This window comes from Brevibacterium sp. S111 (assembly GCF_004745075.1).
In the GTDB taxonomy this organism is placed as follows: Bacteria; Actinomycetota; Actinomycetes; order Actinomycetales; family Brevibacteriaceae; genus Brevibacterium.
In genome coordinates, this window is the sequence record NZ_RHFH01000016.1 from 19,803 (window position 1) to 43,286 (window position 23,484).

The window sequence follows — 23,484 nt, forward strand, 5'->3', positions numbered from 1 at the left end:
CTGGCTGTTCTATTTGTAATCAGATAGTAATATTCATCTCTATCTCCTGATCGTATAATTGAGGTAGGGACTTTCCCGACGCTCGACTTCCACAGAGACGTGGAGAGAGGCAGCACCGATGAAGACCATCGGCAACAACGACAGCTCGACATCGATCCTGCCTGCTGCTCCCCCTGCCGACGCGGACGCTCAACTCCTGGCTGAGCACCGCCGGACGCATGGTCGTCGGCTCGAGATCGCCGAAGACAGCGACCTCATTGACTTGCTCCGTGCCTACACCGAAAGCAGTCTCGCTCAGTTCAATTCCCTCATCGCCACCAGCCGAGCGGTCGTCCAAGACGTGGCCTATGTCCTCGGCCTCAAGGCAGGAAAGCCTGACTCTGTCTACGAGTTCGCCCCTTTCACGGAGACCGTCACACGCCACTGCGGTGCCGTGCCCGGGACATCCGCTGGCTGCGCGGAAAGCGCCGCGGAGGATGCTCACGGCAACAGGGCCCTTGCAGGCGGTGGCTCCCCGACCGGCGAGGAGGCGAGCGCACCAGCCGTCGAGGAGTCTTCGTCTCCATCAGCGTCCCCATCGGTTGCGGCGGAACGCTCCCGTGCGTCGGCGCCTTCCGCCGACGCCGGCCGGCGCTCGTTCACGGGTCAGCTCACGGCCGCTGAGACTCTCGCCTGGACGACGGCATTGGCTCAGGTCGAAGCGGAGACCGGCACGAAGTTCGGCACAGGACGAGGACGGAAGAAGAACCGCGCCGCGGGCCGGCACCTGCGTCGTGTGCGCATGTTGGCTCAACAGCTGCTCGACAGCCCCGAACCCCTGCCCGACTTCCCCGGCTTCGACCCGAAGCTCACGTTCTTCACGTGGCTGCGCGGCAACATCGAGATGACGGAGGCCGGCGTGTACTCCAGCCTGCTCGGAGCCACGACGAGCAATTCGCTTCGCCATATGACCTCGGCGATGACATTTGCGCACGGACTGCCGAAGTTCCTGCGCCGCTGCCTCGACGGCGATTTCACCATCGAACACGTCGACTGTGTGACCCGCGCGTGCCGCGATCTCCATTTCGAGCATTTCCCCGCGATCGACAACTTTCTGGCCAGGCGGCGCGCCGATATCACGATCGAGACGTTCAAGCGTTCACTCGCACTCAAGATTGCGGCAACCCAGCCGCCCGACGACACCCTCGAAAGCGTCGCCCTGCGCCGTCGCGTCGACTATTCCGCCGGTGACGACGGAACCGCCTACCTCACCCTGACCGGGCCCGCGCCCGAACTCCAGGCCTGCTACCGGAGACTGGATGCATTCGCGCGTGCCGTCTATAAGAGCAACACCAGTGCCTTCTCCGGCCAGCTGAAGGACGGAGACTGCTTCGATGACGACCGATCGATCTCGGCGCTCATGTTCGACATCCTCACCCGGACGAGACCGCAGATGAAGCTGCGCATCATCAGCACCAACGGGGTTGACGGCAAGTCGACGAATACGGACTTCCCACTCGACGGGCTCCTCTCCGGGATCGACGGCGTCCCTCTGCGTGAGGGCGAGTCTCTGCTCGACCTCATCGAGCGCGTCTTCGATGACATGGACGCCAACGGATACTCCCACCAGACACAGGCGGAGTCCGCCAGAGCCCAGGATGACCCCGTCGCGAGTCGGCCAGAGACCGCCGACCTTTCACAGATCACCCCAGCCCATCGTGCCTTTGAGTCACAGCTCCTCGAAGCCATTCTCAGCAGCCGCACCACCCCGAGCGACAGCACCGGCCCAGCGGCCAACAAACCCGTCGGAGAGGAACTGACCGGCGCTCTCGCTTCCCTCATCGGATCACGCGCCAGCGGGGCACGACCCGCTGGCGAAGACACAGGCGAAGCAGTCGTCGGTTCTCCCGACGCGTTCGGACTGCCGATCCGTCACGAAGGAGCCCGTCGAATCAGCTTCGAGTTCCTCCTGGACATGCCGACGAACGAGTACTGGCTGTCGAATCAGGCACGGACCTTCATCACCGTGCCCATGCTGACCCTGCTCAGCCAGCTCCAAGAGCAATGCGACGGAGACCACGTCGATGCTCACGCCGGCGAGGCCGCTGCTCCCCCACCCTCAGGAGCACCACCAACGTCCGAGCCACCGCCCGAGGGCGCACCACCTGTATCCGAGCCACCACCCACTGGCGCACCATCAACATTCGACCCACCGCCGACCGACTCATCACCAACATTCGAGCTACCGCCCTCCGACGCACCATTGACTTCGGACGAGGTGTGCAATCTCGCTGGAACACTGCCGGACGGATCCCCGATCCCTGCCGATATGGCACGCAGGGTCGCCGGGTACTCCACCACCTGGACTCGCCTGCTCACCGACCCGGCGACCGGCACTCCCGTCGACGCGAAGGCGACGACTTACGCAATCCCCAACAGCATTCGAAGAACACTGGTCGCACAGTTCGTGACCTGCACGTTCCCCGGATGCACTCGGCCCGCCGAGACAACAGAGATCGACCACATCGACCCCTTCAACCACTCTGATCCGAGTCAGGGAGGACTCACCCGGTTCGGGAATCTCCACTGCCTGTGCAAGGTCCACCACCAGCAGAAGACCGACGGAAAGTACGACGTCAGGATGACCGAACCCGGTCATCTGGAATATGTGTTCCGTCGGGGCGCCACCGTTGAAGTCGTCGTTCCAGACAATCCCCTCAACGTTGAGCACGCGCGCCTGTTCCTCGAACGCTTCGGCCGCGGCATGCCCCGAACGAACAAGCCACCCGATCAGGAGAAGCAGCCAGCTCCCGGCGGGAAGTCGCCGTCGTCCAACGAGAAGTCATCGTCAGCGCACGACAAGTCATCGTCGTCGCACGAGAAGCCATTGCCTTCGCCCGATTGCGGTTCTCTGCCGACCCCCGGTGAACGGCGGAGGGCATCGGCTTGCCCCGAGCCGGCTGCCGCCGACGGACAGCCCGGATGGAGAGAAGCCGATCCCCACTCCATTACGAGCTTCCAACCTTCTGCCCCAACCGATCCTGCCGAACGTCGGAGGGGAAGTGAGTCCCCGACCGAACATAGGGCGGGAAGCGAGTCCGGCGACGAGTCCGCCGTTCTCCGCGACTGGTTCTGGGACTCCGGAGAACCACCGCCGTTCTGATACACGGCCACGAGTCCGTACGACACAAGCCGGTGGCATCTGGATCAATCTCAATCCAGATGCCACCGGCTTGTCAGTCCCTCAAACAGTCGACGCTTCAGACTCTCAGCCCTCCAGCGCGTCAACCTTTCAATACATCAGCGCATCATCGGTGCGGCGGACCGCTGTCACATCAGGAAGTCCGGGCAGCGAACCATCGTCACATCAGCGAGTCCGCGCAGCGAACGGCCATTGCATCAGCACAACAACACCTCGGGCCACCAGCGCACAGGGACTTCACCACTTGGGAGCATCAGCTCCTCAGCGGCCCAAGGTTCGAGCACCTCGGCGGATGAAACGTCGTACGAGATCAGCAGACTTCGAACAGTCCGGCTGCACCCTGGCCGCCGCCGATGCACATCGTGACGACGACGTACTTGGCGCCGCGACGACGTCCCTCGATGAGAGCGTGCCCGACGAGACGGGCACCCGTCATGCCATAGGGGTGACCGACGGAGATGCCGCCGCCATCGACGTTGTACTTCTCCGGGTCGATGCCGAGACGATCGCGGCAATACAGCGCCTGCACAGCGAATGCCTCGTTGAGCTCCCACAGATCGATGTCATCGATAGACAGACCGTGCGTCTTCAGCAGCTTCGGGATCGCGAAGACCGGGCCGATGCCCATTTCGTCCGGCGCGCAACCGGCCACAGCCATACCGCGGTAGATACCCATCGGCTCGAGTCCGCGCCGACTTGCCTCCTCGCTGGACATGACCACCGAGGCTGAAGCACCATCGGAGAGCTGAGAGGCGTTTCCGGCCGTGATACTCGGAACCTTCGATGCCACACCGGGTTCGAGCACCGGATTGAGACCGGCCAGGCTCTCCAGCGTCGTCGAAGGACGATTGCCCTCGTCGGCTGTGAGGAGGACCTCCTGTCGCGAAGTCTCCTTCGTCTCCTTATCGACAACGACTTTCGTCGTCGGCAGAGGCACGATCTCTTCGTCGAAACGGCCGGCTTCCTGACCGGCAGCAGTGCGCTGCTGCGAGGACAGCGAATACTCGTCCTGAGCTTCACGGCTGACGCCGTAGCGCTCAGCAACCACCTCGGCGGTGGCCAGCATCGGGTAGTAGATGCCGGGAACATTCTCTTCGAGCCACGGATCCTTCGCCCTGAACATGTTCATCTTGTCGTTCTGGACCAACGACACCGATTCCACGCCACCGCCCACGACGATCTCCTGACCATCGAAGAGCACCTGCTTCGCAGCAGTGGCGATGCCCATCAGACCCGACGAGCACTGCCGATCGATCGACATCCCCGGGACCGTCACGGGCAGACCCGCGCGCAACGCTGCCTGGCGGGCCACGTTCGTGCTCTGGCTGCCCTGCTGGAGCGCGGCGCCGAAGACGACGTCCTCGACCTCACCGCCTTCCAGACCTGCCCGCTCAACGGCATGCTTGATCGCATGTCCGGCAAGCTCCTGGGCCTGAGTGTCGTTGAATGCACCGCGGTAGGCCTTGCCGATCGGCGTGCGCGCGGTCGAGACTATGACTGCTTCTCTCATGGATCTAACCTTTCGAAGATGTCGAACATCGCGTCATGAGTTCATGGATGGTGCTGGCCTGCGAGAACTGCTGCCCGCCAGCAGGCACTGACGTGCGGGATCCGCTTCCCGCAAACAGGTGCTCACGGTCAGTCCTTCGGCCCACCGGCAACGTAGATGACCTGACCGGAGACGAATCCGGCGCCTTCTGAGGCGAGGAACGATGCCGTGTGGGCGATGTCCTCGGGCTTGCCGGAGCGCGCAACCGGGATGCCTTCGACAGAGGCCTTGACGAAGTCGTCGAAGTCCATGCCCACGCGCTCGGCCGTGGCCTTCGTCATGTCGGTTTCGATGAAGCCGGGGGCGATGGCATTCGCGGTGACGCCGAACTTGCCGAGCTCGATGGCCCAGGTCTTCGTGATGCCCTGGATTCCGGCCTTCGCGGCCGAGTAGTTCGTCTGCCCGCGGTTGCCCTGCGCCGAAGTCGACGACATCGAGATGATGCGCCCGAACTTCTCTTCGACCATGTACGACTGGACGGCCTTGGCCATGAGGAAAGCTCCGCCGAGGTGGACGGAGAGGACCTTGTTGAACTCCTCATACGACATCTTGAACAGCAGGTTGTCGCGCAGGATCCCGGCGTTGTTGACCAGAACGGTGGGCGCACCGAGGGTGTCAGCGACCTGCTTGACGGCTGCGTTGACCGAGTCCTCGTCGGAGACATCGGCTTCGAGCCCGAGGGCTTCCCCTCCGTCGGCCTTGATTGCTGCGACGGTGTCGTCTGTCGGCCCCATGTCGAGGACGGCGACCTTGAGTCCGTCGGCGCCGAGCCGCTTGGCGATTGCCGCGCCGATGCCGCGTCCGCCTCCGGTGACGATAGCTGTACGAGTCATATTCGTGCTCCTCAGAATAGTGGTCTCAGATATCAATGTCGTATCGCGCGATCACGAGCTGTCACCCTCCGCTGCAGTGCCGATGTGACCGGGGTCTCTTGCGCAACCGCTTTCACTCTAGACCATTTCTCGTCGCTGAACGATTGATTGCTCAAAGTGTGGGCATATCAGCGCGATAGCAGAGCCGCACAGGCGGCGCGAGCGCCCCGGATTCGGCTCCGCACCACGCCTCACCTCGCCTTTTACGGAAACAAGGCGACGAATCTGATTGATTATCGAACGTTCAAAAATCTCGTCGAAAATCATTGACTTCGCCGGATTGTTTTGGGAAGGTTCAAATCAGTCGCTGTCGATCTCATCTCGACGGCGCCTTCCGAGAACCGTCACAGAAGACACCTCGGACACTGTGTGGAGCGTCCTCACTCCGGGAGCTTTTCAAAGGAGAAAAGATGCACTCTGTCTCGCGAAACCGCAGTCGAAGACTATTGGCCGCCGCAGTCGTGGGCGCATTCGCATTGTCGCTGAGCGCCTGTGGAGGTGGAGGTTCGGGAGAAGGCGACACAGTCGTCATCGGCTACACCGGACCGCTCAGCGGTGGAGGCGCAGCATACGGAGAGAACGTCCAGATCGGCCTCGAAATGGCCATCGACGACCTCAACTCCGACGGAGTCGAAGTCGACGGCAAGCCCGTCACTCTGGAGCTGAAGGCCCTCGACGACAAATACGCACCAGCCACGGCGGCAAGCAATGCCCAGCGCCTGGCCGATCAGGACAAAGCACCGGTCGTCGTCTCCCCCAACGCCGGTGCGATCAAAGCGATCCAGCAGATCAACAGCGGCAGATCGAACTTCCTCATCTCCGCGTACACCTCGGATCCGGCGATCGTGCAATCGGACAATCCATTGACGATGATGATCCCTCCGAACTTCGAGTCCTACGCCGATGAGTTCACCGAAACCGCCATGGAACATGGCGGGAAGAAGCTCACACTGCTGGGAACGCAGAGCGAATACGGTCAGCAGTGGACCGAGTCGATCACCGAATCGTGGAGCGCCGCCGGCGGAGAGATCGGCAAGGACAACAGCATCGACTACGCCACGGTCTCCGACTTCGCCGGACCCGTCTCCAAGGCACTGGCAGAGAAGCCCGATGCGATCTTCGTCGGCGGACCCTCTCAGCCGACCGCTCTGATCATGGAGGAAGCACGCAAGCAGGGCTTCAAGGGCAGCTTCCTCGTCATGGATCAGGCCAAACTCGACGAGATGGCGACCGTGACGAAGCTCGACAATCTCAAGAACTCCGTCGGAGTCCTGCCTGTCGCCGAATACGAAGACCCGGGCACAGAGGACTTCCTCAAGAAGTTCGCCGACAAAGCCGGGGACAAGAAGGTGGCCACCAGCGAAACGGCGCTGAACTACCAAGGCATCGCCATCATCGCCAAGGCGATGGAAGTCTCGGGCAGCACCGACGATCCGGAGAAGATTCGCGAAGCCATCACGGACGCGCTTCCGGAAGTCGACGACCGGTACAAGGTCAACGGGTTCCCTGAGGAGATCACCGACGAAGGGCATCTGGTCAACCCGAACCTCGAGGCGACCTTCCTGGATGACGACGGCAAGTACACGAAGATCCCGATCGAACAGGTCTCGGACAACAAGTAACTTCCGTCTGCGGCACGACAGTGGGTGAGGCGCCACGACGGCGCCTCACCCGAGCCGCCCTCATGCCTGCAGAGGACCAGAATCATCATGACTCTCTTCATCCAACAACTCTTCAACGGCCTCGCACTCGGCGGTGTCTACTGTCTGGCTGCGATCGGTCTGACCCTGGTGTTCGGCGTCCTGCGCATTCCGAACCTGGCGCATGGTTCGCTGTACATGCTCGGCGCCTACATCACGTACTTCTTCCTCACGACCATCGGCGTCCCCTACATCGCGGCGATCGGAATGGCCGCGATCATCCTCTTCGTCCTCGGCGTCGGTCTCGAACGTCTGGTCTTCCACCCGCTTCGGAACTCTCCGCACACTCACCACATGATCGCGGCCGTCGGTGCGATGTTCTTCTTCCAAGCCCTCGCACAAGCGATCTGGGGCGCGGATTTCCGCCGGATGGACACACCGATCACCGGCGAACTGCGAGTCCTCGGCGCCGAGATCTCCGCCCAGCGCATCGTCATCATCATCACTGCGGTGATCGTGTTGGCCCTGCTGGCCTGGTTCATCAAACGCTCCATCCACGGACAGACGATCGAAGCGATCGAACAGGATCGCATCGGCGCCTCCCTGGTCGGAATCAACCCGTCCATGGTGTCGATGCTGACTTTGGGGCTCTCGGCCCTCCTGGCCACGATCGCGGCAGGACTGGTCGCACCGATCAACCTGCTCTCCCCCACGATGGGCGATGCCCTCAACCTCAAGGTCTTCGCCATCATCATCCTCGGCGGGCTCGGGTCCCTGCCCGGTGCGATCCTCGGCGGTTTCGTCCTGGCGATCGCCGAGACGATGACCGCCACCTATGTGTCCTCGGCATTCGGTGACACCGTGGCCTTCATCGTTCTCGTGGCCGTGTTGGCCATCAAACCCAATGGACTCTTCACGAAGGCGGTGCAGCGATGAACGCATTGAAGAACCCGAGAATCATCGGCACATTCGCCCTCGTCGTCCTCATCGCTGCGGCTCCGCTCTTCTTCGCACACGAGAACTACGCCATGCGAGTCATCACCGTCGGAATGTGCGCGGCGATCGCGGTCTACGGACTCAACATCATCCTCGGCTTCACGGGACAGCTGTCCCTGGCGCAGGGCGGCTTCTTCGGAATCGGCGCCTACGGCGTCGGACTGCTCACCACCGACTACGACTGGTCGTTCTGGTCTGCTTTCGCCGTCTCCGTGATCGGCACCGCCGTCATCGGATACCTGTGCGGGCTCATCGCACTGCGCACGAAAGACGAATACTTCGCCATCTTCACCATGGCCATCGGCTTCATCATCTTCCTGGTCATCAGCCGGTGGGAATCTGTCACCCATGCGCACTCGGGAGTCAACAATGTGAAGTTCCCCGAAGGAGGCGGCCTCGTCGACTTCGGTTCGCCGGTGGCAATGTTCTACCTCGTCTTCGTCATCCTGCTCATCTGCGTCTACATCACCTACGCAGTTCGCCGCTCGAGTGTGGGCCGGACCCTGCTCACGATCAGAACCAGCGAAGACCTCGCCGACGCCATCGGAGTGCGAGTCGGCTTCAGCAAGCAGCTGGCCTTCGCCGCCTCCGCGGTCTTCGGCGGCATCGGCGGCGGCCTGTACGCCACCGTCGTCGGCTTCATCGGCCCGGATTCCGCGTCCCTGGACAAGACCTTCGAATTCCTCATGTTCATCCTCGTCGGAGGCATGGGTACGGTCGCAGGACCGCTCTTGGGCAGCATGATCGTGACATTCCTGTTCGAGCTGTTCCAGGACTTCCAGGCCTACCGCTTCATCGTCTTGGGACCGATCATCGTCGCACTCGTGATCTTCGCACCCAGGGGAATCATCGGCTACCTCGGCGGGTTCGTCGACAAACGCAATCGTCGACGGCGAGTTGCCGCCGCCCGCCGAAGCGCGGAAGCCGCTGAGTCAGCGAACCGAGGTGGCCCGTCCGGACACGACGACGCGGCAGATTCCCATGTCACCCGTTCCGGCGGCCCGGCCGCTCCCGAGGAGAAGAAATGACCCTGTTGGAAATACGTGGCCTCGGCAAACGCTTCGGCGGACTCGATGCGGTCAAGGACGTGGACCTGGACGTCGAAGAGGGACGGATCACCGCGGTGATCGGCCCCAACGGTGCCGGCAAATCGACCCTGTTCAACCTCGTTCACGGCTTCTACCGGCCGACGTCCGGCAGCATCCGCTTCAAGGACGAGGACATCACCCACTCCTCGCCGCACAATACGGTGGCCGGAGGAATCGCACGCACCTTTCAGACCACGAACCTGTTCGATGACAGCACCCTGTTGGAAAACGTGCTGGCAGGTCGGATCGTGCGTTCGAAGTCCACCATCTTCGACGCTGTCTTCCACACTCCGCGGCACCGCCGGGAGTCTCGGATCAATGAAGACCGTGCCATGGAGGCTCTCGAGTACTGCGGGGTGGCGGAATACCGGCACGATCTGGCCTCCAATGTTCCGCAAGAGGTGCAGAAGCGCACCGCCGTCGCCATGGCCTTGGCGACCGAACCGGAGCTGATTCTCCTTGATGAGCCCGCCGGCGGCATCCCCGAGGAGGAGACCGCGGACTTCGGCAACCTCATCCGTTCGCTGCCCCAGCGTGGGGTCTCGGTCCTCCTCGTCGAACACAAGATGACGATGATCATGGATCTCGCGGACACGATCCTCGTCCTCGACCACGGGCAGAAGCTCGCCTTCGGCGTGCCTTCCGAGATCCAGTCGAATCCGGACGTCATCCATGCGTATCTCGGTTCGACGCCCCAGGATCCGACGGACCAGAAGGAGAAGTGATGCTCACACTCGACAATGTCAGCACCGGCTACGATGCCACCGACGTCCTCCACGGCGTGAGCATCACCGCGCGGGCGGGCGAACTCACCGTCATCCTCGGCGCGAACGGTTCGGGAAAGACCACGCTGTTCAGAACCATCAGCGGACTCATGCGCGTGCGGACGGGAACGATCGACTACGAGGGCCGGAAACTCCACCGAGCCCGCGCCAACGCCATCGTCAAGTCCGGAATCGCACACTGCCCCGAGGGACGTCATCTGTTCGGGAAGATGTCGGTGGAGAAGAACCTGCGGCTGGGGTCGTACCCGCACAGGAACAGTTCCCGCACCGAGGAGATCTATGCGGAGGTTCTCGACCTGTTCCCGATCCTCAAGGAGAAGGCGAAGCAGCCGGCCGGCTCGCTGTCGGGCGGACAGCAGCAGATGGTGGCGATCGGTCGGGCGCTGATGTCGGATCCGAGCCTGCTGATCCTCGACGAACCGTCAATGGGTCTGGCACCGATCGTCGTCGAACAGGTCCTCGAATCCGTCGCACAGATCAATCGCAACGGCATCGGCGTCCTGCTCAGCGAGCAGAATGCGAAGGCGTCGCTGGCGATCGCCCATCGCGGCTATGTCCTCGCTGAAGGTCGGATCGTGCTCGCCGATGATGCCTCTCGGCTGCTTGACAATCCGGACGTCCAGGCAGCCTATCTGGGTCTCTGACGCGCTCCGAGACGCAGCTGATGCCTCGCCGAGGCGCAACCACCACCTCGGCGAGGCATCATCCGTTCTGATTGTCGGTCGGTTATGCGTGCAGGTGCACGCGTTCGTCATTCCTCGAGGAAGCGGGAGACGTCTCCGGCTCCGACGCGGGCGACCTCGGGGAACCGGCCGGTGAAGTCGATGACCGAGGTCGGCACGACTCCGGGCACGCCGGATTCGATGACGATGTCGACGTCGTTGCCCAGTTGGTCCACGACATCCTCGGCGTGGGTGAGCGGATCCTCATCGCCGGGCAGCAGCAGAGTCGACGACAGGATCGGCTCGCCCATCGCTTCGACGAGAGCCAGCGCGGTGACATTCTGCGGAATCCGCGCCCCGACCGAATGCTTCTTCGGATGCATCATCCGCCGCGGCACTTCCTTCGTCGCCTTCATGATGAAGGTGAACGGCCCCGGCGTCATTGATTTGATCGCCCGGAAATCCGAGTTGTCGACGATGACGAACTGTCCCAGTTGGGCGAAATCATGGCACATGAGCGTGAAGTGGTGCTTCGAGCCCAGCTGCCGGATGCGGGTGATCCGCTCGATGCCGTCCTTGTTGTCCAGGGCGCAGCCCAGCGCGTAGCAGGAGTCCGTGGGGTAGGCGATGAGCCCACCATTTCTCAGGGACTCGGCGGCCTTCTCGATCAGTCGGTCCTGTGGGTTCTCCGGATGGATATTCAGTAGTGTCGCCATACTTCATGCTAACCACTCAGGCTTCGGAGGGCGAGGGGGCCGCGCCCTTTCGCGCCGATCCCGTCACCGGATTTCCCGTCCCCGTGTCCGCGTCGGAGGCCAGGAGGATGTTCACCCACCTCGCCCGCGGGTCCGCGTCGACGAGCAGCGCCTTGAGCAGCAGGGTCGCCGGCAGCGCCAACAAGGCTCCGAGCCACCCGAGGATCCACACCCAGAACAGCAGGGAGAGGAACGACACGAGCGGGGTCACGCCGACGGATTCTCCTGTGAACTTCGGCTGGATGATCGCCTGGATGACGAAGTTGAGCACACTGTAGGCCACGATCACCCACACCGCCGACTGCCAGCCGCTGTCAACGAGCGCGAGCAGAGCCGGCGGGACGAGGCCGATGACGAAGCCGATGTTCGGAATGTAGTTCGTGAGGAACGCGAGCACGCCCCACACCCAGATGAGTGGAACATCAATGATCGCCAAGGCGACGACATCGAGGAAGGCGACGATGAGACCGAAGATCGTGGCGACCACCCAGTAGCGACGGACTCCGCGGGCGAAGTCGCCCAACGAGGCCGACAGGGAGGGTTTGATGTCCAACAGCATCGTCATCCGTTTGTCGATGCCCATCGAATCCATCGCCACGAAGAAGACCGACATGATCACCGTCGTGAGCAGACCCGCGACCGAGGACACGTTCGTCAGCAGCGGGTAGATGGCATCGAGCACGGAGCGCACGTCGAAGGCCTTGAGCTGCTGCTGGATCACCGAGGAGGTCACCCCGATGTCCGAGAGCAGCGCCAGTGCGTTCTGGTACGAGTGGGCGAGTTCGTTGCTGTAGCTGGGGATGAGGATGACGAGCTCGGCCACCGACCACGCTGTGAGCCCGAAGAAGGCGAGGATCATGCACAGCACGAGGACCACAGAAATGGATGCGCCGATCGCGCGCGGCACCTTGAACCGGGTGAGGAGCCGTTGCACGGGGTAGACGACGATGTAGAAGTTGAGGGCGAGGAACACCGGAGCCACGATGTCCTGCAGACCGCGGAAGAACATGAGAGCGTAGGCCAGCCCCGCCATGGTCACCGCGATCATGAGCGCGCGTGCCGGTGGGCGCGAGTGCCAGGGCCGGGGGCCGACGTCGGCGCCCGAGTCGTCGAAGCCAGGGCCCGATTCGTCGACGCCGACTCCCGAGCCGTCGAGGTGGGCGCCCAAGTCGTCGACACCTGCGTTTGATTCGTCGATGCCGGCAGCCGAATCCTCGATCACCGAGGCGGCGCGACCGGAGTCGTCCCCCGTCGTTTCCGAGTCGGCAGCCGAAGCGGCGTCCGTGGCCTGTTCAGACTGCGACTCCGCGGACGGAGCGGACGGGCCAGTCGGAGCGGACGGGCCAGTCGGAGCGGACGGGCCAGGCGGAGCGGACGGGCCGGGCTCAGCAGGGCGTGCCGAGGCACCGGCCGCACCGGCTGCCGCATCGTCGTGTGCGGTCGAATCCTCGGACCGCTCGCCCTCGTTCACTCAGCGTCTCCGCCGCTTCTCGCGGATGCGCATCGACACCTCGATCGGGGTGCCCTTGAACCCGAAGGTCTCACGCAGACGGCGAATGATGAATCGACGGTAGCCGGGGTCGAGGAATCCGGTGGTGAAGAGCACGAACTTCGGCGGACGCGACTGCGCCTGAGTGCCGAAGAGGATGCGCGGCTGCTTGCCGCCGCGCACGGGATGCGGGTTCGCAGCGACGAGCTCACCGAGGAAGGCATTGAGCCGACCCGTCGGAATGCGGGTGTCCCAGCCCTCGAGTGCTGCCTCCATCGCGGGGACGAGCTTCTCCGCATGCCGACCGGTCTTCGCGGAGATGTTCACCCGCGGAGCCCACGCCACATGCCCGAGGTCCCGTTCGATCTCCCGTTCGAGGTAGTAGCGGCGTTCGTCATCGAGCAGATCCCACTTGTTGAACGCGAGCACCACGGCACGGCCGGCTTCGACTGCGGTGGTCACGATGCGCACGTCCTGCTCGCTCAGAGGCTCCTGAACCTCGAGGAGGACGAGGGCCACCTCGGCGCGTTCCAGCGCGGTCTGCGTCCGCAGCGCAGCATAGAAGTCAGCGCCGCTGGCCTGATGGGCACGACGACGGATGCCGGCGGTGTCGACGAAACGCCACTGCTTCCCGCCGAGCTCGATGAGCTCATCGACGGGGTCACGCGTGGTGCCGGCGACATTGTCCACGAGCACACGATCGGTGCCGATGAGCTGGTTGAGCAGGGAGGACTTGCCGACATTCGGACGCCCGACGAGCGCGATGCGACGCGGTCCGCCCTCTTCGATACGGGCGTCGACGGCCGAGACCTCGGGCAGAATCGTCAGAACCTCGTCGAGCAGGTCAGCGACTCCGCGACCGTGCAGAGCCGATACCGTCCACGGCTGGCCCAGGCCCAGGCCCCACAGTTCGGCGGCCATCAGTTCGCCGCGCTCGTCATCGACCTTGTTCGCGGCGAGGATGACAGGCTTCTTCTTCCGCCGCAGCATCTTCACGATCATCTCATCGGTCGAGGTCGGACCGGTCGTCGCATCGACGACGAGGACGACGGCATCGGCCATGTCCACGGCGATCTCGGACTGGATGGCGATCCGCGAAGCCATGCCCTTCGAGTCCTGGTCCCACCCGCCGGTGTCGACGAGGGTGAATTCCTTCGTGTTCCACTCCGCGCGGTAGCTCACCCGGTCACGGGTGACTCCGGGAACGTCTTCGACGACGGCTTCGCGACGACCGAGGATGCGGTTGACCAGCGTCGACTTGCCGACATTGGGTCGGCCGACGACGGCGAGCACGGGAGCGGCACCGAGGGCCTCCTCTTCCTCGTCCTCGAAACCGTAGGCGTGCAGCAGCGCCCGGTCTTCGTCCTCGAGCTCATAGCTTTCGAGTCCGGCTTCGAGCGCGGTCGCCCGCTGCTCGGCTTCCTCGTCGCTGATGCTCTCAACACGGTCGACGAGGTCCTCGTCGGGTGTCTCATGGAATTCGGGTTCGCTCATTGTGAGTCCTTCACCAGCTGCAGCACCGTCTCGACCACCTGATCGAAATCGATGTCGCTGGTATCGAGTGTGTACACTCCGTCGGCGGCTTCGAGGAAGCTCGTCGTGGCGGAGTCCTTCGCGTCACGGCCTGTGACGAGATCCTGGGTGGCGGCGACCGCCTCGGCGTCGGCGTTTCCGTGGACTTCCTTCGCTCGGCGGGCCACGCGGACCTCATCGCGAGCGGTCATGAGGATGCGCACCTCGGCGTCGGTGGCGACGACGGTGGTGATGTCGCGGCCTTCGACGACGATGCCCTCGGGGGCGGCGGCGATGTACGCCCGCTGCATGTCGATGAGCTCCTCACGTGCGTCGATGACGCCGGAGACGGTCTGCACATTCGCGGACACGTCCTCACCGCGGATGTCCTCGGTGACGTCGATGTCGTCGACGGAGACGAAGAATTCGTCGGGGCTCAGCGAGATCTCCAGATCGGCGCCTCGCACCTGTTCGAGCACGTCGACGGGGTCGGTGACTCCGCGGTTGAGGCACAGCCACGCCATCGCCCGGTACATCGCACCGGTGTCGAGGTACTGGTAGCCCAGCCTGCGCGCCACCTCCTTGGCGGTGCTCGACTTCCCCACTCCGGACGGTCCGTCAATGGCTATGACGCTCATGCAGTTCCTTCTTTCTCGATGGCGGATTCGGGGATCTGCCATCCCTTCGACAGCAATCCGATCTCCAGCTCCTGCTGGATGGCCGGGACCACGGACACGTCGACCATGCCGAGTTTCCGACCGGAGGCGTGATCCATCCGGAAGTCTTCGACGTTGACGCCGAGGTCGCCGATGTCCTTGAACAGTCGGGCCAGGGCTCCGGGCGTGTCCGGAACCAGGATCGTGACAACAGCATAGGTGGTCGGCGGCTGCCCGTGCTTGCCGGGAATCCGGTCGTGTCCCTCATTGCCCAGCGCGATCGCCTTCGCAAGCTGTCCGGTCGCCCCGGGGCCGAGTTCGAGAGCACCGATGACTTCGTCGAGCTCGGTCCGCAGGTCGACGAGCACGGACCGGACTTCCTCGGCGTTGCCGGTCAGTATCTGCGTCCACAGGCCCGGATCCGATGCGGCGATGCGCGTGACATCGCGCAGACCCTGCCCCGCCAGCGCGATCTCCTCGAGAGGTGCGTGCCGCAGCTGGGAGGCGACGAGGGAGGAGACGATCTGCGGCACATGCGAGACCTTCGCGACCGCGGCATCGTGGATGCGCGGGTCGAGGTGGAGCACCGAGGCGCCCGTGTCCTCGGCCATGGCGATGACCTCGCCGAGGCGGGAGCCCGGTGTGTCCTCGTCCGAGCAGATCACCCAGGGCCGGGCCGTGAAGAGGTCCGACTGTGCGGCGATCGCCCCGGACTTCTCCCGCCCGGCCATCGGATGGCAACCGATGTACCGGTCGAGCTGCGCGGCTGTGACCAGGGTCTTCACCGACTCGAGGAGGCGGGTCTTGACGCTGGCGACATCAGTGACAGTCGCGTTCGGGTAGGTCTCCAGCGCAGTGGCGATGACGCGGGCGGCGACGTCGGGCGGGGTCGCCACGACGACGATGTCCGGGGGTATGGGAGCCGAAGTCGTGACCGTGGGAGCCGGTGCCGTGGGTGCTGAAGCCGTGACCGTGGAAGCCGATGCCGCTGCCGTGGGTGCAGACGAGCCGGCCGCCTGGGCGCTCGGCTCGGTGCCGGAGCCGGCAGTGCGGACGGTGCTGGAGTCGGCAGTGCGGTCGGCGCCGGAGTCGGTCGTGGCATCGGTGCTCGGGTCGGCGCTGGAAGCGGCGTCGAGGAGACGTCCGGCACCGAGGTCCGCAGCGAGCTGCTGAGCCGTCGGCGAGGTGTCTTCCAGGGTCACCTGATGGCCCTTTGCGCTCAGCGCCAAGCCCAGGCTGGCACCGAGCAGGCCGGTGCCGATGATGTGGACTCTCACAATCCGACGGCCTCGAAGAGGGAGCCGACCTCATCGGAGCGCAGCGGACGGATCTTGCCCTGCTTCTGCTCGTCGAGGACGACCGGTCCGAAGCGCAGACGTACGAGTCGTTCCACGGGGTGGCCGATCTCTTCGAGCAGGCGGCGCACGATCCGATTGCGGCCGGAGTGGAGGGTGAGTTCGACGACGGACTTGCCGGGGGTCGAGTCGACGAGTTTGAAGTCGTCGACCTTGACGAAGCCGTCTTCGAGGTCGATTCCGGCCTTGAGGATGGCGCCGGCGTCCTTGGCCAGCTGGCCCTTGACCTTCGCCAGGTAGGTCTTCGGAACCTCGTAGCGCGGATGGGCCAGACGGTTGCTCAGCTCTCCGTCGTTGGTGAGCAGGATGAGCCCCTCGGTCTCGGTGTCGAGACGACCGACGTGGAAGAGCCGTTCGGTGTTGTTGCGCACGTAGTCGGCCAGGCAGGGGCGACCTTCGGGGTCGCTCATCGTCGATACGACGCCGGCCGGCTTGTTGAGCACGAGGTAGACCTTCTTGGTCTGTGTCGAAATTCTCACTGTGTCCACGTACACGGACTGCGTTTGGGGGTCGATCCGGGTGCCCAGCTCGGTCACGATCTGCCCATCGACTTCAACGCGTCCGTCGACGATGAGCTGCTCGCAGGCCCGACGTGAGCCCAGGCCCGCCTCGGCGAGCACCTTCTGCAGCCTCACACCGTCGCTGACATGGGCATCCGATGTCTGGCCGGTGCCGGAACCGCCCTTGTTCGAGGACTTCGCGGCGGTCGATGCACGCTGTTTTCGGCTCGGTCGGTTCTGGCGCCCGCCAGGGGCGCGTGGATCACGGTAGGGACTCATATACCCATTCTCTCAAATCAATCGTCAAGTCGTGACATCTCGGCGCCCGGGGCTGCGATATCGGCCCCGGTGGCAGGCATATCGTCATCGGCATCGAGGTCGCCGTCGATCTCGGCCAGCACCTCATCGTCATCGGAGCCGAGTTCGGCGACGTCGGCGTCCTCGGGCAGGTAGGGGGCGATGTCCGGCAGGTCGTCGATCGCGTTCATGCCCATCGTGTCGAGGAACTGCGGAGTCGTGGCATAGAGCAGCGCCGAGGTGGACGCTTCCTTCCCGGCTTCGACGATGAGTCCGCGCAGCAGCAGGGTGCGGATGACACCGTCGACGCTGACTCCGCGGATCGCGGCGATGCGGGGTCGGGAGATCGGCTGCCGATAAGCGATGACGGCGAGGGTCTCGAGCGCGGCCTGGGACAGCTTCGCGCTCTGCCCGGCGGTGAGGAAGCCCTTGACGACTTCGTGGTAGTCACCGCGGGAGAAGATGCGGAAGCCTCCGGCGACGTGGCGGATCTCGAAACCGCGCTGCCGGTGGTCCGCATCGCCGTCGTAGTCGGCTTTGAGTGTGGTGATCGCTTCGACAACGGTGTCCACGTCGAGGCCGAGAGAGGTGGCGAGCTCCTCGGCGGACACGGCCGAGTCGGTGATCATGAGCACGGCTTCGATGCCGGCAAGGATCTCGTCATCGATCATGATTGCGCGTCTCCCCCAGCAGCGTCAGTGCCCTCATTGTCCTCGTCGTCATCTCCCCCATCATCGCCAGCGCCCCCGTCGCCCTCGCTGTCGCCTCCCCCATCATCGCCAACGCCCTCGTCGTTGTCGGACGTCGACGGGTCGCCGCCTGCTGAGTCGTCGCCGCTTTCGTCGCCGCTTTCGTCTCCGCTCCAGTCGCCCTCGGTGCGCAGGTCGACGCCGTCTTCGCTCATTTCGGTGCGGTGGATGAGCAGCCGCCCCAGCGGTTCGGGCTGGTCGAAATCGCAGAGTCCGACCTTGAACAGTTCGAGCAGTGCGAGGAATCGGGCGACGACGACCAGGGTGTTCTCCGCGGTCTCGAGCAGTTCGGCGAAGTCGAGCTCTCCGGCGCGCAGCAGGGAGAGGATGTGGCCGCGCTGCTCGGAGACGCTGACCAGCGGCAGGTGGATGTGGTCGACGGCGACACTCGGCGGTGTGTGGTCGCGTTGGAGCACGGTGGCGAAGATCCCGGCCAGCTCACCGGGGCCGATGTTTATCTCCAGCGGCGGCAGCACGTCCTGGAACTCGGCTTCGAGGACGACGTCGCGGGGCGCGCGGATCGATCCGGCGGCCATCGCCTCGGCGAGGTAGCCGGACACGGACTTGTACGCCTTGTACTGGAGCAAGCGGGCGAAGAGCAGGTCGCGGGCCTCGAGCAGTTCGAGGTCGAGGACTTCCTCGCCCACTTCGTGCGGAAGCAGCCTCGCGGTCTTGAGGTCGAGCAGGGTGGCCGCGACGAGGAGGAACTGGGAGATCTCGGCGAGGTTCGCCTTGTCCTTGAGCTCGGTGGTGTAGGAGATGAACTCGTCGGTGACCTCGGCCAGGGCGATCTCCGTGACGTCGAGACGTCGTTTCGAGATCAGCCCGAGCAGCAGATCGAAGGGCCCGGAGAAGTTCTCGAGTTCGACCTGGAACCCTTCAACGGCCGTGCCCGTGTCATCCGCAGTTCCGACACCGTCGTCGGTGCGGGCTGCGGGATCGTGCGTGCCCTGTTGGATGGTCTCGCTCAGGGTGCGCCTCCGCGGGCGATGAGTTCGCGTGCCAGTCGCCGATAGGCTTCGGACCCGGCATGTTTGGGGGCGAAGCTCGTGATCGGTTCGGCGGCCACGGAGGCATCGGGGAACTTCACGGTGCGATTGATGACGGTCCCGAAGACCTTGTCGCCGAAGGCCTCGGTTACCCGCGACATGACTTCCTTCGAGTGCAGGGTCCGCGAGTCGAACATCGTCGCGAGGATCCCATCGACTTCGAGCGAGGGGTTGAGCCGGTCCTGGACCTTCTCGATCGTCTCCACCAGCAGAGCGACGCCGCGGAGGGCGAAGAACTCGGTCTCGAGCGGGATGATCACACCATGGGCGGCGGTGAGGGCGTTGACGGTGAGCAGACCGAGCGAGGGCTGGCAGTCGATGAGGATGACATCGTATTCGTCGGCGACCTTCGACAGCGCCCGCGCAAGCACCTGCTCACGGGCGACCTCGCCGACGAGCTGGACTTCGGCGGCGGAGAGGTCGATGTTGGCCGGGAGGATGTCGATGTCCTCGAAGTCCGTGCCCACGATGACCTCGTGCGGGTCCAGACGCGGATTCATCAGCAGGTTGTACACGCTGATGTCGAGGTCATAGGGGTTGAGGCCCAGGCCGACGGACAGGGCACCCTGCGGGTCGAAGTCGACGAGCAGCATCTTCCGGCCGTATGCGGCCAGAGCCGCGCCGAGGTTGATCGACGAGGTCGTCTTCCCGACCCCGCCCTTCTGATTGACCATGGCGATGATGCGGGCGGGTCCATGCGAAGCCAAGGGGGCCGGCTCCGGAAATTCCTCGGGCTCGGCTGCTGCGGTCTTCTGCTGGGGGATATCCAACGCCTCTTGCGTATTCATCACTCGGATGGCCACCTTTCGTTGCTCTTCGTCCAACCCTACCGCGCCCTGGGGTGCGAGGTCGCGTACACTTCCCGCAGTGTCTCTTCAGAAACTTTCGTATAGATCTGCGTCGTCGTCACCGAGGCGTGCCCGAGCAGCTCCTGAACGACACGGATGTCGGCCCCACCCTCGAGCAGATGGGTGGCGAAGGAGTGCCGGAACGTGTGCGGAGAGACTTCCGCGTCGATCCGTGCCGCCTCGGCCGCGTCTTTGACGATCTGCCATGCGGAGACCCGCGAGAGCCGGGTTCCGCGGGCGTTGAGGAACAGCGCCCCGGCCGGCGACGAGGTCTTCGCCTTCGCCGCCATCCCCGGCCGCACGCGCGACACCCACGCCCCCAGTGCCGTTGCCGCGTGCGATCCGAAGGGAACGATCCGCTCCTTCCCGCCCTTGCCGTAGAGACGGACCAGCCCGGAGTCGAGGTCGACGTCATCGAGGTCGACGCCGACCGCTTCGGAGATGCGCGCTCCCGTGGCGTAGAGGAGCTCGAGCAGGGCCGCGGCCCGGATCTGGACGGGCTCCTCCCCCGCCGTCGTGGCAAGCATCCCCTCGATCTCGTCGAGCGAGAGCGCCTTGGGCAGGCGCAGCCCTTCCTGCGGCGGACTGACCTCGGAAGCCGGGTCCGTGGGGGCGAGATTCTCCGCCAGTGCGAAGGTGTGGAAGCGCCGGACTGCGACGAGGGCCCGTGCCCGCGACCGCGGAGCGAGCCCCGTGTCGAGCAGGTGCAGACCATAGGCTTCGACGGTGGACCGTTCCACCTCGCCGAGGCGGCCGATCCCCTCACCGCTCAGCCAGGTTCCGTATCGGGCGAGGTCACGAGCATAGGCGTCGATGGAATTGCGGGACAGGCCGCGTTCGAAGCGCAGGGAATTGAGGTAGGACTCGAACCCTCGACGCAGTTCTGCGGAGAGGTCGTCGGGCAGCAGTTCGGCGCCGTGCCGAGCCACGAGGAATCAGGCCTCGTCGGTGCGATCGGAACCGGTTGGTCCGTCCCCCGCGGTCGCGCTGCCTGTCGGCGCGTTTCGCCCGGCCACGTTCCCTGTCGGCGCGCTTCCCGCGACCACGTTCTCTGTCGGCTCGCTTCTCGTCTCGACCTCGGCACCGCGACCGAAATCCGGGCGTCCGTCGACGAGGGGCCGCGGTGAGTCGACGGCGCGCAGTTGAACCGGCTGTCCGGCCGCTTCGGCGCGCAGCACTCTGTCGACCTGGAAGATCGCCAACTGGGCGATCGCATTCGTGACCCGTCCTTCGGCCACAGCGTCGAGCGCCTCGTCGACGCTGACCCAGCGGAAGCGGAACCCTGCCTCCTCCTCGTCGCGTTCATGCCGGTCGGCCTCGGGCACGAACGCCAGGTCACGGGCGAGGTAGAGCCGCATCGTCTCGGAGCTGCCGCCCGGTGTCAGGCAGGAGTCGCTGAGAACCTCCCAGCGTTCGGCCGTGAGGTCGGCTTCTTCGACGAGTTCCCGCTTGGCCGCGTCGACCGGGTCTTCTCCGGCAACGTCGAGCAGGCCCGCGGGGACCTCCCACAGACGGGACCGCACCGGGTGCCGGTACTGCTGGACGAGGAGCATCCGCTGCTGGTCGTCGACGACGGCGATCCCCACGGCACCGGTATGGGCCATGAGGTCGCGGACGAGTCCGGAGGCTTCGGGCAGGTCGAAGCTCTCGCGTCGGATGTCCCAGACCGCACCGCGGTAGACGACCTCGGATCCGGAGATCGACGGAGTGTACGGCTCATCCTGCAGGGTGCTCATCGTCTGCCTTCCTCTTCATCGACGGTGGTGCAACGGCGAATGCCGCCGGCGTGTCCGCCGACGGCATTCGCTGACAACAGTGGTCACAGTGCTCACTGACGCGCCAGCGCCGCGGCCACGAGCCCCGCGAACAGCGGGTGCGGCGCGGTCGGACGCGACTTCAGCTCGGGGTGGGCCTGTGTCGAGACATAGAACGGGTGGGTCTCGGCGGACAGTTCGACGAACTCGACGAGCTCACCGTTGGGTGAGGTGCCGGAGAACTCCAGTCCCGCCTCGGCGAGCTGATCCCGGTAAGTGTTGTTGACCTCGTAGCGGTGGCGGTGCCGTTCGCTGATCGTCGTCGCACCGTAGACACCGGCGACGACGCTGCCCTCGGCGAGGTTCGCTTCGTAGGTGCCCAACCGCATGGTCCCGCCCAGGTCTCCTTCGCCTTCGACGATGGAGAGCTGCTCGGCCATGGTCGCGATGACCGGGACCGTGGTCTCCGGGTCGAACTCGGACGACGACGCCGCCTCGATGCCGGCGACATTGCGGGCGTACTCGATGACCATGCACTGCAGTCCCAGGCACAGACCCAGGGTCGGGATCTGGTGGGTGCGGGTGTACTCGAGTGCGCCGAGTTTGCCTTCGATGCCGCGGATGCCGAAGCCGCCGGGCACGCAGATCGCGTCGAGTCCGGCCAGCGCCTTCTCGGCTCCGGCTTCGGTTTCGCAGTCATCGGAGGCGATCCAGCGGATCTTGACCTTCGCGTCGTTGGCGAAGCCGCCGTGACGCAGCGCCTCGGTCACCGACAGGTAGGCATCGGGCAGATCGATGTACTTGCCGACGATGCCGATCGTGACCTCGCTCGAGGGGTTGTGCACACGCTCGAGCACCCAGTCCCACTTCGTCCAGTCGACATCGCGGAAGGGCAGGTTGAGGCTGCGGATGACGAACACGTCGAGACCGCCGTCGTGGAGGACCTTCGGGATGTCGTAGATGCTCGGGGCGTCGACGCAGGAGACGACGGCGTCGGTTTCGACGTCGCAGGCCCCGGCGATCTTCGCCCGGATCGAGTCCGGCAGCTCGCGGTCGGAGCGCAGCACGATCGCATCGGGCTGGATGCCGATCGAGCGCAGGGTCGCCACCGAATGCTGCGTCGGCTTCGTCTTCAGTTCGCCCGAGGGCCCGAGGTAGGGCACGAGGGAGACGTGGATGAAGAAGACGTTGTCCCGTCCGATGTCGTGGCGGACCTGGCGGGCGGCCTCGAGGAAGGGCTGAGATTCGATATCGCCGACGGTGCCGCCGATCTCGGTGATGATGACGTCGGGGCGATCCGCCTCGGGGCGTTCGGCCTGCGCACGCATGCGCGCCTTGATCTCGTCGGTGATGTGCGGGATGACCTGGACCGTGTCGCCGAGGTACGCGCCGCGGCGCTCCTTGGCGATGACCGAGGAGTAGACCTGGCCGGTCGTGACGTTCGCGGCGCCGTCGAGGTTGTTGTCGAGGAAACGCTCGTAGTGGCCGATGTCGAGATCGGTCTCGGCCCCGTCCTCGGTGACGAAGACCTCACCGTGCTGGAAGGGATTCATCGTGCCGGGATCCACATTGAGGTAGGGATCCAGCTTCTGCATGGCCACGGTGAGGCCGCGCTGAGTGAGCAGATGACCGAGGCTCGATGCCGTCAGTCCCTTTCCCAACGAAGAGGCGACGCCTCCCGTGACGAAGATGTGCTTTGCCGTATGAGTGCCACCTGGGCCAGTTCGATTCACCACGGGATTTGATT

At 64.6% G+C, this 23,484-nt stretch carries 20 protein-coding genes; 6 read left to right on the forward strand and 14 right to left on the reverse strand.

Annotation, left to right across the window (positions count from 1 at the left end; all coding sequences use genetic code 11):
* Window positions 1–118: 118 nt before the first annotated feature.
* Complete coding sequence (locus tag EB836_RS15565) at window positions 119–3,142, forward strand: HNH endonuclease (RefSeq protein WP_240690051.1); 3,024 nt, start codon at window positions 119–121, stop codon at window positions 3,140–3,142.
* A gap of 349 nt (window positions 3,143–3,491) precedes the next feature.
* Here EB836_RS15565 and EB836_RS15570 read toward each other — a convergent pair whose 3' ends face one another.
* A complete protein-coding gene (locus tag EB836_RS15570) occupies window positions 3,492–4,691 on the reverse strand; it encodes an acetyl-CoA C-acyltransferase (RefSeq protein WP_135542009.1) in 1,200 nt (399 codons plus the stop codon).
* A gap of 128 nt (window positions 4,692–4,819) precedes the next feature.
* Window positions 4,820–5,563 carry an SDR family oxidoreductase gene (locus EB836_RS15575; RefSeq protein WP_135542011.1) on the reverse strand — a complete coding sequence of 248 codons (744 nt, stop codon included), beginning with the start codon at window positions 5,561–5,563 and terminating at the stop codon, window positions 4,820–4,822.
* Between the two features lie 449 nt (window positions 5,564–6,012).
* Between EB836_RS15575 and EB836_RS15580 the strand changes: the two genes are divergently transcribed.
* From EB836_RS15580 to EB836_RS15600, 5 genes are all read left to right on the forward strand, one after another.
* On the forward strand, window positions 6,013–7,224 hold the full coding sequence (locus tag EB836_RS15580; protein WP_135542013.1) for an ABC transporter substrate-binding protein: 1,212 nt from the start codon (window positions 6,013–6,015) through the stop codon (window positions 7,222–7,224).
* A gap of 87 nt (window positions 7,225–7,311) precedes the next feature.
* On the forward strand, window positions 7,312–8,178 hold the full coding sequence (locus EB836_RS15585; RefSeq protein WP_135542015.1) for a branched-chain amino acid ABC transporter permease: 867 nt from the start codon (window positions 7,312–7,314) through the stop codon (window positions 8,176–8,178).
* Window positions 8,175–9,266 (forward strand): branched-chain amino acid ABC transporter permease, encoded by a 1,092-nt coding sequence (locus EB836_RS15590; protein ID WP_135542017.1) that lies wholly within the window; start codon window positions 8,175–8,177, stop codon window positions 9,264–9,266. Before EB836_RS15585 ends, EB836_RS15590 begins: the two co-directional genes overlap by 4 nt.
* A complete protein-coding gene (locus tag EB836_RS15595; protein WP_135542019.1) occupies window positions 9,263–10,051 on the forward strand; it encodes an ABC transporter ATP-binding protein in 789 nt (262 codons plus the stop codon). Before EB836_RS15590 ends, EB836_RS15595 begins: the two co-directional genes overlap by 4 nt.
* A complete protein-coding gene (locus EB836_RS15600; protein WP_135542021.1) occupies window positions 10,051–10,755 on the forward strand; it encodes an ABC transporter ATP-binding protein in 705 nt (234 codons plus the stop codon). Before EB836_RS15595 ends, EB836_RS15600 begins: the two co-directional genes overlap by 1 nt.
* A gap of 107 nt (window positions 10,756–10,862) precedes the next feature.
* Here EB836_RS15600 and EB836_RS15605 read toward each other — a convergent pair whose 3' ends face one another.
* From EB836_RS15605 to EB836_RS15665, 12 genes are all read right to left on the reverse strand, one after another.
* Complete coding sequence (locus EB836_RS15605; protein WP_135542023.1) at window positions 10,863–11,489, reverse strand: L-threonylcarbamoyladenylate synthase; 627 nt, start codon at window positions 11,487–11,489, stop codon at window positions 10,863–10,865.
* Between the two features lie 16 nt (window positions 11,490–11,505).
* Window positions 11,506–12,999 (reverse strand): AI-2E family transporter, encoded by a 1,494-nt coding sequence (locus EB836_RS15610; RefSeq protein WP_240690053.1) that lies wholly within the window; start codon window positions 12,997–12,999, stop codon window positions 11,506–11,508.
* Window positions 13,000–14,511 (reverse strand): ribosome biogenesis GTPase Der, encoded by a 1,512-nt coding sequence (gene der / locus EB836_RS15615; protein WP_135542025.1) that lies wholly within the window; start codon window positions 14,509–14,511, stop codon window positions 13,000–13,002.
* Window positions 14,508–15,167, reverse strand: coding sequence for a (d)CMP kinase (gene cmk / locus EB836_RS15620; RefSeq protein WP_135542027.1), 660 nt, complete (start codon window positions 15,165–15,167; stop codon window positions 14,508–14,510). Before cmk ends, der begins: the two co-directional genes overlap by 4 nt.
* Window positions 15,164–16,462: a prephenate dehydrogenase gene (locus EB836_RS15625; protein ID WP_240690054.1), complete on the reverse strand. Its 1,299-nt coding sequence runs from the start codon at window positions 16,460–16,462 to the stop codon at window positions 15,164–15,166. Before EB836_RS15625 ends, cmk begins: the two co-directional genes overlap by 4 nt.
* Window positions 16,459–17,319, reverse strand: coding sequence for a pseudouridine synthase (locus EB836_RS15635; RefSeq protein WP_135542029.1), 861 nt, complete (start codon window positions 17,317–17,319; stop codon window positions 16,459–16,461). The genes EB836_RS15625 and EB836_RS15635 overlap by 4 nt, the downstream gene beginning before the upstream one ends.
* A 17-nt stretch (window positions 17,320–17,336) precedes the next feature.
* Window positions 17,337–18,008 (reverse strand): SMC-Scp complex subunit ScpB, encoded by a 672-nt coding sequence (gene scpB, locus EB836_RS15640; protein ID WP_135542031.1) that lies wholly within the window; start codon window positions 18,006–18,008, stop codon window positions 17,337–17,339.
* Window positions 18,005–19,057 carry a ScpA family protein gene (locus tag EB836_RS15645; protein ID WP_346763098.1) on the reverse strand — a complete coding sequence of 351 codons (1,053 nt, stop codon included), beginning with the start codon at window positions 19,055–19,057 and terminating at the stop codon, window positions 18,005–18,007. The genes scpB and EB836_RS15645 overlap by 4 nt, the downstream gene beginning before the upstream one ends.
* Window positions 19,054–19,923, reverse strand: a complete 870-nt coding sequence (locus EB836_RS15650) for an AAA family ATPase (protein WP_135542081.1) — start codon at window positions 19,921–19,923, stop codon at window positions 19,054–19,056. Before EB836_RS15650 ends, EB836_RS15645 begins: the two co-directional genes overlap by 4 nt.
* A 38-nt stretch (window positions 19,924–19,961) precedes the next feature.
* The gene (gene xerD, locus EB836_RS15655) at window positions 19,962–20,912 is read right to left on the reverse strand and encodes a site-specific tyrosine recombinase XerD (protein ID WP_135542035.1); all 951 of its coding nucleotides are present in this window, start codon (window positions 20,910–20,912) and stop codon (window positions 19,962–19,964) included.
* Between the two features lie 6 nt (window positions 20,913–20,918).
* The gene (locus EB836_RS15660; protein ID WP_135542037.1) at window positions 20,919–21,719 is read right to left on the reverse strand and encodes an NUDIX hydrolase; all 801 of its coding nucleotides are present in this window, start codon (window positions 21,717–21,719) and stop codon (window positions 20,919–20,921) included.
* 92 nt (window positions 21,720–21,811) lie between these two features.
* The gene (locus EB836_RS15665) at window positions 21,812–23,473 is read right to left on the reverse strand and encodes a CTP synthase (RefSeq protein WP_205683392.1); all 1,662 of its coding nucleotides are present in this window, start codon (window positions 23,471–23,473) and stop codon (window positions 21,812–21,814) included.
* Between the last annotated feature and the right edge of the window lie 11 nt (window positions 23,474–23,484).